Source organism: Microseira wollei NIES-4236, from assembly GCF_020521235.1.
GTDB lineage: Bacteria > Cyanobacteriota > Cyanobacteriia > Cyanobacteriales > Aerosakkonemataceae > Microseira > Microseira wollei.
The window spans coordinates 1-8,692 of sequence record NZ_BLAY01000274.1 but is presented as its reverse complement, the minus strand read 5'-3'; the positions used below and the strand labels follow the sequence as shown (position 1 = coordinate 8,692).

General features: G+C 45.4%; 6 protein-coding genes and 3 pseudogenes. 7 read left to right on the top strand and 2 right to left on the bottom strand.

The window, feature by feature from the left end; translation table 11 throughout:
* Nucleotides 1–597, top strand: a 597-nt coding sequence (locus MiSe_RS45335; protein ID WP_507770240.1) for a nuclease/transposase family protein, incomplete at its 5' end; no start/stop codon positions are given.
* Nucleotides 598–1,134: 537 nt separating this feature from the next.
* Here MiSe_RS45335 and MiSe_RS45330 read toward each other — a convergent pair.
* A complete protein-coding gene (locus tag MiSe_RS45330) occupies nt 1,135–1,287 on the bottom strand; it encodes a helix-turn-helix domain-containing protein (RefSeq protein WP_226593303.1) in 153 nt (50 codons plus the stop codon).
* Nucleotides 1,288–1,569: 282 nt separating this feature from the next.
* On the opposite strand from MiSe_RS45330, the pseudogene MiSe_RS45325 reads away from it, so the two are divergent.
* The 5 genes and pseudogenes from MiSe_RS45325 to MiSe_RS45310 all read left to right on the top strand — a co-directional run.
* Nucleotides 1,570–1,914, top strand: a pseudogene (locus MiSe_RS45325) (RNA-guided endonuclease TnpB family protein); the annotation flags it as partial.
* Between the two features lie 81 nt (nt 1,915–1,995).
* Nucleotides 1,996–2,118 carry a hypothetical protein gene (locus tag MiSe_RS51710; protein ID WP_264197024.1) on the top strand — a complete coding sequence of 41 codons (123 nt, stop codon included), beginning with the start codon at nt 1,996–1,998 and terminating at the stop codon, nt 2,116–2,118.
* 395 nt (nt 2,119–2,513) lie between these two features.
* Nucleotides 2,514–4,248: pseudogene (ltrA, locus tag MiSe_RS45320) on the top strand (group II intron reverse transcriptase/maturase).
* A gap of 742 nt (nt 4,249–4,990) precedes the next feature.
* Nucleotides 4,991–6,742, top strand: a complete 1,752-nt coding sequence (ltrA, locus tag MiSe_RS45315) for a group II intron reverse transcriptase/maturase (protein WP_226593301.1) — start codon at nt 4,991–4,993, stop codon at nt 6,740–6,742.
* A 124-nt stretch (nt 6,743–6,866) separates the two neighbouring features.
* Nucleotides 6,867–7,413, top strand: a pseudogene (locus MiSe_RS45310) (RNA-guided endonuclease InsQ/TnpB family protein); the annotation flags it as partial.
* 112 nt (nt 7,414–7,525) lie between these two features.
* Here the strand turns inward: MiSe_RS45310 and tnpA are convergent.
* Nucleotides 7,526–7,939, bottom strand: a complete 414-nt coding sequence (gene tnpA / locus MiSe_RS45305) for an IS200/IS605 family transposase (RefSeq protein WP_226593297.1) — start codon at nt 7,937–7,939, stop codon at nt 7,526–7,528.
* A gap of 65 nt (nt 7,940–8,004) precedes the next feature.
* Here tnpA and MiSe_RS45300 point away from each other — a divergent pair.
* The coding region (locus tag MiSe_RS45300; RefSeq protein ID WP_226593295.1) for an RNA-guided endonuclease InsQ/TnpB family protein at nt 8,005–8,692 on the top strand (688 nt) is incomplete at its 3' end.

The window sequence follows — 8,692 nt, the reverse complement described above, 5'->3', positions numbered from 1 at the left end:
GTCATCCAACATGGCTTAAATCATCCGGTAAAATACGTTCGCCTTCTGTGGCACGCCAGATGCTCCACTTGGGGGAACCCCAAGACCGCACTGGCTCGAGAACTCAATGGTAATCAGCGCTGGTATGTCCAGTTAATTAACGAGGGACAGCCCTATCAAAAAGAGAAAAACTACGTTTCCGATGGCATCATTGGACTAGATATTAACATTTCCAACATGGCTTTCGTCGGTGACAACGCCGGACTGCTCTCCTTCGCAGAACAAGTACCAACATATGAAGGTGAAATCAAAGCATTACAGCGTCAGATGCAGCGCTCCCAAAGAGCCAGCAATCCCGAAAACTACTCACCTGATTTTTTCGGTCAGATAGGGCGTAAGATTGTCTTGAAGAAAGGTAAAGTAAAACCGGGTAGTCGCCAATGGAAAAAGTCTAAAACATATCAAAAGTTGGCTCGCAAAAAGCGAGAATTAGAACGGCGTAAGATCGCTTATGCTAAGTCTCAAAACCGGAGAATCGTCAACGAGATTTTGAGACATGGTAATCAGAGCTTGCACAGAAAACGTATCGGTAAAGGCATGGCAGAAGCGATATGGTAAAGCTATTTCTGCTAAGTATCCCGGTTTTGTGCAATCTGAATTAGCTCGCTCTTGCTGTAAGTGCCGGTGGGCAATTCGTTAAGTTTTCTACTTCACGTACTGCACTGTCACAAACCCATTTAACTGGTGAACGGATTAAGAAAAAACTATCAGAGCGCGTTCACTATGACCAAACAGGAGTTGTGATGCATCGCGATCTTTTCGCTGCATACCTGAGTAGATACGTCAATGACGAAGATAACCTTCTATTGCATCTTGCTCAAAATGAGTGGGAAAGGTCGGAGTCGATCTTAATGCAGGCATGGAAGGACTTTCAAATAAACTGCGAACAATTAGGCGCGTCCAAAAGTAGGTTGAGTCATTCACCCTCAGAGCAGTTCTGCATGAAGCCAGAAACGGTTAGCCAGATAGCTATTAATGAGCGAAAAGCTAACTTTAATTCCTGGCCTGATTCCTCGTCACTTTAGTGCGAGGAGTGGCTCAAAAAGCTGTCCTGTGACTTGCCAGTGTGGTCGGGTCAAGAAGAAGAAACTCTCCTCACGAGTCAGTAGCCTTGATCCCCTCAAATCCCCAGGAGGAGGTCAGCAACGATAAACCGAAGTTGTATACTAAGCGGCTAAAACCAGCACAACCAGCTAGTCTTGACCTCTCTTTTTTATTGAGTTTTAGTTCCAACTTCAGGCTATACATCGTTACAGAACAATGCGCGAAAGCCCCGTGTCAAAAGACCGGGGTGACCGCGTGAGACTTTAGTCTCACAAATGTTTTTTTTGTAAAGGTTCGGGCAATCTTGCTATTAAACTGCGACTGAGCTGCTGATTTTGTCATACCCCGCCTCGTCGCCTCTTCTTCTAGCTGGTGCAATTCATACTCAGTAAGCCTAACTTCAAATCTGATATTTTTCATAAAATTGTCCGGAGGTTTGTACGTAGCCCTAGTATAATAGAGCAAGAACATTGAGGGGTCGATTCAATGCTAGTTCTAGAGTACAAAGTAAAGGCAAAACCAAATCAATATCAAGCTATTGAGGAAGCCATCCGAACGGCTCAGTTTGTCAGGAACAAATGCTTACGGTACTGGATGGACGCTCCCAAAGAAGCTAAAATCAATTATGCCAGACTCTGTAATCATGTAACAGAACTACGCAGTACCTACCCTTTTGTTAAAGACCTTAACGTTCATGCAGGACAAGCATCTGCTGAGCGTTGTTGGGCTTCAATTTCTCGGTTTTACGACAACTGCAAAGCCAAAAAACCAGGCAAGAAAGGTTACCCCAAGTTCCAAAAAGACAACCGTTCGGTCGAGTACAAAACGTCAGCTGCGATTCGTTTAGCCTAAATGAGTATATTGCTCAGGGATGGCTAGTAAGGGAAACCTTACAACTTGGTAACCATGTAGGTGAAAGTAAGTACCCTAGAAAACTTAAGCCCTACCCCACAGGTGTTAGTGGTGAAAGCATGTCCCCCACAGTTAGAATTAGCAACTTTAACTGCCCAATGCAGCGGGGAAACACGGCGGTAACTGGAAGCCTAATCTGGAATCCCGCCTAGCAAGAGTCCATGATTAAAACCACGGTTTGAAGATGCGCCCGAACCATCGTCATTGTAGACCAGCCAAAAGGCTGACAGGCTGGAGCCAAAAGGCAAAGGATAAAGGGACTGGCATTTCTGATGATGACGAGTAAACACCCCCAATAAACCCGGTGGACAGCATCAATCTAAAGACTCAACCAATGGTTATCCGGAACGAAGTAACCCTCCTAATAAGCTCTCAAGTAGTAGGTCGAACGCTTGAGTAGGAAGCTATCCAAATGCTATGGGAGTGGTGGGATTGCCTAAAAAGCCAATGCCTTGGGTAATGCCTTGGATATGCAGACGTAGGCACGATGATTTGGAAAAGTATAGGCTCAATTAGCAATGGAAAAGTCTAAAACGCAGGGAAACCTGACGGTGGAATGGAACCAGTTGAACTGGCGAAAGCTAGAACGCCGAGTGTTCAAGTTGCTTTCATCGCATATACAAAGCCTCTCAACGTGGAGATGTCAAAGCAGTCCGTAGACTCCAAAAAACACTGATACATTCCTGGTCAGCAAAGTGTCTCTCGGTTAGACGGGTAACACAAGACAATCAAGGAAAGAAGACAGCCGGAGTGGACGGGATTAAAACCCTATCCCCAGAAGCACGTCTCAACTTGGTAGCCACACTAAAACTCTCAGGAAAAGCTAAACCAACGAGAAGGGTATGGATTCCTAAACCTGGAACAGAGGAAAAGCGACCACTGGGCATCCCGACAATGAAAGACCGAGCCTTGCAAGCGTTAACCATGATGGTACTAGAACCAGAATGGGAAGCGAAATTTGAACCCAACAGCTACGGCTTGGGACCTGGAAGGTCATGCCATGATGCGATTGCAGCAATATTTAACGCAATGAAGGGAAAAGCCAAATATGTGCTAGACGCGGATATTGCCAAATGTTTCGATCGCATAGACCACAAAGCACTGTGGGAAAAATTAAATACATTTCCCACCATTCGCCGACAAGTTCGCGCTTGGTTACAAGCGGGAGTGATAGATAGCTCCAAGCTATTGGCAACGACCGAGGGAACACCGCAGGGTGGGGTCATCTCCCCACTTCTGGCTAATATAGCCCTCCACGGCATGGAAAACAGAATCAAGCAGTTAGGCTCTGTACGATATCCTCCCTGCCTGATTCGATACGCAGATGATTTTGTCATCTTGCACCATGATATAACCGTTGTTCAAAGATGCCAGCAGGTAGTAGCTGAGTGGCTAAATGACATGGGACTGGAATTGAAACCAAATAAAACCCGGTTAGCTCACACCTTAAATAAGTATGAGCAAGAAGAACCAGGGTTTGACTTTCTGGGGTTCACAATCAGACAATTCCCGGTTGGCAAATATCAATCGGGTAAAGATACACAAGGAAAGATAACTGGAATCAAGACCATCATCAAGCCAAGTAAAAAGAAGATAAAACTTCACTCTGAGTCACTGAGTAAGATAATTAGAAACCATAAGACAGACCCACAAAAGGGACTAATTGACCTTCTCAACCCGGTCATTAGAGGATGGTCTAATTACTACTCAGCGGTGGTAAGTAAGGAAACTTACTCAAAACTAGATACCATCACTTATCAACAACTCAGAGCTTGGGCAATACGCCGCCACCCGAACAAAGACAAAAATTGGATTACCAGAAAATACTGGCAATCCATAGGAAACGATAATTGGGTCTTTGCCATTAGGGGAGAGGGTAAAGGGAAAACCATGCACCTCAAAAAGCACCAAGAAACACCAATAGTTAGACACATAAAGGTGCAAGGGGTACGCAGCCCTTACGACGGCGATTGGATTTACTGGAGTGCAAGAATGGGAAAACACCCAGAAGCCTCAAAAGGAGTAGCAACGCTCCTGAAAAAGCAGAAAGGGAAATGTACCCACTGCGGACTGTTCTTTAAGGATGGAGACAGGCTGGAAACCGACCATAAAACCCCCAAGTCACAAGGCGGAAGGAACAGCTACGATAACCTCCAGTTACTACATCGACACTGCCACGACACCAAAACAGCGCCAGACGCTGTTGGCACTAAAGAACTAGAGTATGGATGGTTAGATGCCCATCTGTTCTAGTCGCCTAAGCCCCAAGGGTAATGAGGTCTGCGTGACAAGCACCAAGTCATTGAGGAGCCGGATGAAGGGAAACTTTCACGTCCGGTTTTGTAGGCGAGTGCGGATGGCGACATCCGTACTTAGCCAGCGGTGGGTGCGATTCGTTTCCTCGAAAAACGGAGAATCTAAATTCAAAGTATACGAGGAGCAAGAGTTCAACCTCTCGTATCGGTTGAATACAACTCTTGACAACTTAATGACCATGAGGGTGCAAGTCCCTCTCCATAGGCGCAATGGTTAAAGCGCTTCCCCCATTCTGAACAATTAGCAATTGACAGGATGAAGCGGGGAAGTAAAATAGGGGTAAAACAGTAGCCTAAGCTGACATCCCCCTTAGCAAGAATCCATGAGTAACGCAAGTGAAGATGTGTCTGAACCATCGTTAACGTTAACCAGTGAAATAAGGCTGATACACTGGGAGTCCCAAAAGGGCAAAGGTAGGGAATTGGCAACTCCAGCCTTGACCAATAAGCGCTTCCCTTAACCTCGGTGGATAGCATCGCTCTCAAGATTCAACCAATGGTCATGAGGAACGAAGTAACTCTTATACATCTCTCAGGAAAGGTCGATACCTGAGTAGGTAGCTAGCCAAATGATGTATCAAGAGAGAAATTGAATCAGAAGCCAACGCCTCACCTAACAGTGAGGATACGCTGACAGATTCACGATTGTTTGGAGGGAAGAGGAACAAGTAGTAGTAAATATGTCTAATACAGAGTCAGAATTGGCGACTGTGGAATGGAAAGATATTCCTTGGCGTAAATTCGAACGAGTAGTTTTCAAGCTACAAAAGCGCATATTCCAAGCCTCTCAACCTGGAGATGTTCGAGCAGTCCGCAAGCTTCAAAAGACCTTGATTAACTCTTGGTCGGCTAAGGTATTAGCCGTGCGCCGGGTAACCCAGGATAACCAGGGCAAGAAAACCGCCGGAATAGATGGGGTAAAAAGTTTAACCCCTAAACAAAGGCTGGAACTTGTAAACCAACTGAAGTTAAACCGAAAAGCAAAACCAACCAGAAGCGTTTGGATTCCCAAGCCCGGAAGAGAGGAAAAACGCCCTTATGGGATACCCACAATGCACGATAGGGCAACCCAAGCCCTAGTAAAAGCTGCCTTAGAGCCGGAATGGGAGGCAAGATGCGAGCCTAACAGCTACGGATTCCGACCCGGAAGGTCGTGTCACGATGCGATTGGAGCAATTTTTAACGCGATTAGGTACAAAGCAAAATACGTGCTAGACGCCGACATCGCCCAATGCTTCGACCGAATTAACCATGATGCACTTCTGGCAAAACTCAATACATCCCCCACCATCCGCCGACAAATACGCGCATGGTTAAAAGCTGGGGTGATTGACTGGAGCAATTATGCCCATAGGCAAAAAGGTTACAGTCCTACAGAGGAAGGCACACCTCAAGGCGGAGTGATTTCCCCGCTATTAGCTAACATTGCCTTACAAGGCATGGAAAACCGGATAAAACAATATGCGGCTACCTTACCCTGTAGACCGGGGTATGGGAAAAAGGTAAACCAAATGAGTCTAAGCCTCATAAGGTACGCAGATGATTTTGTCATCTGGCACGAAGACCTCGCCGTAATCCAAAAGTGCCAGCAAATAATAGCAGAGTGGCTAAGTGACATTGGCTGGGAACTTAAACCTAGTAAAACAAGAATATCCCATACACTTACTGAATACTCAGAAAATGTTGGGTTTGATTTTCTTGGGTTCAATATCAGACAGTACCCAGTAGGAAAATATCAGACTGGGAAATCCACCAACAAAGAAACACTAGGATTTAAGACGATAATCAACCCCTCAAAGAAAAGCGTAAAGGGACAATGTAAGAAAATAGCAACCATCATCAAAGAACATAATGCAGCCCCACAAGCCGCATTAATAACTAGACTCAACCCAGTTATTAGGGGATGGTGCAATTATTTCTCCACAGTTGCAAGTAAGTCAACTTTCGACAAGCTAAGTCACATCACCTTTAAGCAACTTTGGGCATGGGCAAAACGTCGATGCAAAAAGGAAAGCAACGCCCGAAAATACTGGAGAGAAATCGCAGCAAGAAAATGGACGTTTGCTACACCTGACGGGTTAAAACTAGCCGAACACGAAGATACACAAATAACAAGACACACGGTGAACGGTAATCAAAGCCCATATGACGGAGATTGGGTCTACTGGAGTCAAGGGTTAAAGAACTATCCTGAAACCCCAAAAACATTATCTGAATTGCTGAAAAAGCAAAAAGGGAAATGTTCACACTGCGGTCTGTATTTCACGTCAGATAGCCTTGTGGAAATTCACCATCAAGACAAAAACCGCAAAAACAACAAGCGCACAAACCTGACGGCTATACACAGACACTGCCACGACATTTTACACGCCATGTGGGAACTAAAAGAATGGGAAATAAGAAGCGATGACTCTTATGAACTCATCCCCTAACCCAAACCTGGGTAAAGAGGTACACATAACAAGTGCCAAACAATTGAGGAGCCGTGTGCGGGGAAACTTGCAAGCACGGTTTTGTAGGAGAGTGTGGGGAAGCGATTCCTCACTCGACTCCACCAAGCTGCATCCCACTCTCCGTCACATAACTTTTAGCGACAAGAAAGGGATTGGTGAGGTTAAGTTGCTGGGCAAGTGGGACATCCATACCTACCCAGTCAAATCGATCAAGCGCGTCAGATTGGTGCGTCGAGCCGATGGTTACTATTGCCAGTTCGCGATTGATGTTGAACGTCAAGAGATTCAACCAAAAACTGGCAATGTCATCGGACTAGACGTAGGATTGGAAACTTTTTACACCGATTCCAACGGACATACTCAACCAAATCCCAGGTTTTTAGCCAAAGCTGAAAAAGCTATTAAGCACGCTCAACGGCGCATCTACAAAAAGGAAAAAGGTAAAAACAATCGTCGCAAAGCAAGACGCCGATATGCCAAAAAACACTTAAAGGTAACTAGGCAGCGTACCGAACATGCCAAGAGACTGGCACGTCACGTTGTAAAGTCTAACGATTTAATCGCCGTGCGTTGATTTAAGTGTCCGCAACATGGTCAAAAACCACTGTTTAGCTAGAGGGCCGGGAATCCCCACACCATACCTGATAAGGTTGGTGTGGGATCTCGCTTGCGTGTGAACGGACGATTCCACCCCTGTTGAGAATTAATAGCGTAGCCGTTAAAAGCGATGGGGTGGATGAGGACGTGAACAGAAAATCTATGCTAGTTAATAGGTCGGTCTTGCTCATCAATATATTTCTTTAACTGCTCGACAGTCACACCGCCACAAGAAGCAATAAAGTAGCCATTTGTCCAAAGAACATCCTTCCAATAAACCCGATTTATTAAGTCGGCGAACTCTTTGCGTAAATATCGGCTGGAAACGGTTTTAAGGTTATTAATTAACTTACTCGGCTCAGTCTGCGGGGTGTATTGTAGCAATAAATGAACGTGGTCGCGCTCTCCATTAAATTCTATCAATCGTCCCTCCCACTTCTCCATCAATGCAGTAAATATTTCTTCTAGGCGCGTCAGCATTGCATCGGTCAGTACTTTACGCCGATACTTGGTGGTTAACACTAAATGGCATTTGAAGTCTGAAACCCCCCTAGCTTTGTGAATTAAGTCTTTACTCACAGTTGACACTAAAATATTCGGGCTGGTATGATAACACTAATTCAGTACGTGCGGTCGAAACGCCTGTGAAAGTTACTTATCAGTACCAATTTTATCCAGACACCAAGCAGAAGCATCAGTTCAATTACTGGCTTAGAGTCTCGCGGTATTGGTATAATCGCCAACTTGGAGATCGACTCGATTGGTGGGAGATGAACCGGACAGCAGTGAATGCTTGCCCGTTGATAAGTAGCATCGCACAGCCAAGAGAAAAACCTAATTATTACTCTCAAAAGCAGCAACTACCAGTTATCAAACAAGATTTGGTTCGGGTATTTCACAGTGGCGAATTGCTAGACTTGGCGCGAGTAGATTCGACTATTTTACAGGAGGTATCAAAGCGAGTAGATAAAGCGTTTGAACGGTTTATTATGGGCGATAGTAATGGCAATAGCTCGGGGAAGCCCCGGTTTAAAACTGTTTCCGATTTTCGGACTATGACTTTTGCCACTGCTAAAAATGATTGGGTTAAGTTGGTTCGGAAAAGATGGATGTATATTCGTTTGCCGAAGCTAGGAGCAGTTAAGGTCAGAATGCACCGACCAATTCCGTCTGGGTTTAAGGTTAAGCAGATTTCTGTTACCAAAAAAGCTGATGGATGGGTGCGACGTGGCACCCTGATGAACGGAGTGGAGAACCTATCCTCCCTGCGGTTTCTGTCCCGCAGTCCCCACGTAAAAGACTCACTGAGTCCGGTCACTCCAGTAGTAAGCA

Excerpts from the sequence above, each read along its gene's own strand:
- MiSe_RS45330 (WP_226593303.1), bottom strand. The coding sequence starts at position 1,287 with ATGTATAGCCTGAAGTTGGAACTAAAACTCAATAAAAAAGAGAGGTCA.
- ltrA (WP_226593301.1), top strand. The coding sequence starts at position 4,991 with ATGTCTAATACAGAGTCAGAATTGGCGACTGTGGAATGGAAAGATATT.